This is a genomic window from Campylobacter sp. IFREMER_LSEM_CL2256 (assembly GCF_025771645.1).
GTDB lineage: Bacteria > Campylobacterota > Campylobacteria > Campylobacterales > Campylobacteraceae > Campylobacter_D.
On the sequence record NZ_JAKMQQ010000030.1, the window covers coordinates 1 to 1,412 of the forward strand.

Genomic DNA, 1,412 nt, shown 5'->3' on the forward strand with positions numbered 1-1,412 from the left:
CATAAAATTGTAAAATGAAAAAATAAATCCATGGTATATTATTACTTTTCAAAATAAAAAATATTGTTTTACCAATAAACCTAAAAAATAATTTGCTTTAAATGAGTTGAGAATAACAAAATTAAAATCTCCTATTCTAGATACCATTATCTTTCCTTATCTTTTAAAATTAAAGATGAATTTGATACTCTACAATAATTTTCATATTTAGGATACAACATTACATGAGGCAATCTTTCAACATATTTTATAATCGTACTATAAGTATGGCCCATGGCTGCAGCATAAACACAAATATCTTCACCATTTGGAATTAATCCCTTTAGTTTTAATACTGCATAGCCTCTTATTCCTTCAGCTGAAATAAAATGATCATCCTTTTGCACAATCTTCACAGGACCAGAAACTACCCATTTAACTTTAGATCCTTTTTTTCCATAATCCAAAGTCACATAATCCGTATCGTAATATTTTATAATCGAACGATAAATAAATAGCTTTGGAGTATATTGAAATATATTAATTTCCTCAGAAGTAAATTCTTTTTCTCCAGTTCTATCTATATAAGTAAATTTAAACAAAGATTTATTTTTTAAATAATCTGTAACACCATTAAATTCAATCGTGAATCCAAACATTTTTTTCAATCCTAAATTTTATTTCTTGATCATTGTATTTTAAAGTAAAATCATATATCCCATTTGGAATTGAATATTCATTTACTCGAAAACCAATTGGATCAAAATTTATAACATTATTTTCAATATCGTAATATTTTTCTCCTGTTGTTGACAAATGATGTAAAATAAAATGTTTTTCCGTAAATCCTATTTTTGGATTACTTGACTTAACTAGAATTCGCTTTCCTAACATTTTCGTAGAAAATCCTGAAAATATGAAATCCGCACGACCACACGAAACTGGACAAAATAATTTATTTAAACGAGCATAGTGTTCATCAAAATAAAATCCTAAAAACCTTGTTGCATTTCCGATAAGAATTATTTTTTCCGGTAAAGTTTTAATTTTAATCTTTGTACTGATATTTACATATTCATTCATTTTGCACTCAATATCTATAGCATTAAAATCTTGATCTGGACTTAATTTTGAAAATCCACTTGCAAGGGCTTCACCATTACTATTAAATTTTTCATATTTATAATTTAAAATTCCAGACCCTTTTATATTCCATGTTATTTTAGTATTTGGCTTACCACCTTTTACAAAAATATGAAATTCTTTTTTATCTTCACTAATTTCTTTCACACTACTTTCTATACTTAATTGATACTGATGAAGCTGAATCTTATCTAGAGGGAATTCGGTTTTAGATATAAATGATTTCATATAATTAAACTTAATAGTAACATCTTTGATACTATAATCTTCAATAGCTTTAAATTTTAAAA

The 1,412-nt window shown here is 25.5% G+C and carries 2 protein-coding genes; both read right to left on the reverse strand.

Translation table 11 applies throughout. The annotated features are described in order from the left end of the window. Positions 1-146 precede the first annotated feature (146 nt). Positions 147-638 (reverse strand): hypothetical protein, encoded by a 492-nt coding sequence (locus L8U00_RS07755; protein WP_263709108.1) that lies wholly within the window; start codon positions 636-638, stop codon positions 147-149. Beyond that, positions 619-1,412, reverse strand: a 794-nt coding sequence (locus L8U00_RS07760) for a hypothetical protein (protein ID WP_263709109.1), incomplete at its 5' end; no start/stop codon positions are given. The genes L8U00_RS07755 and L8U00_RS07760, both read right to left, overlap by 20 nt.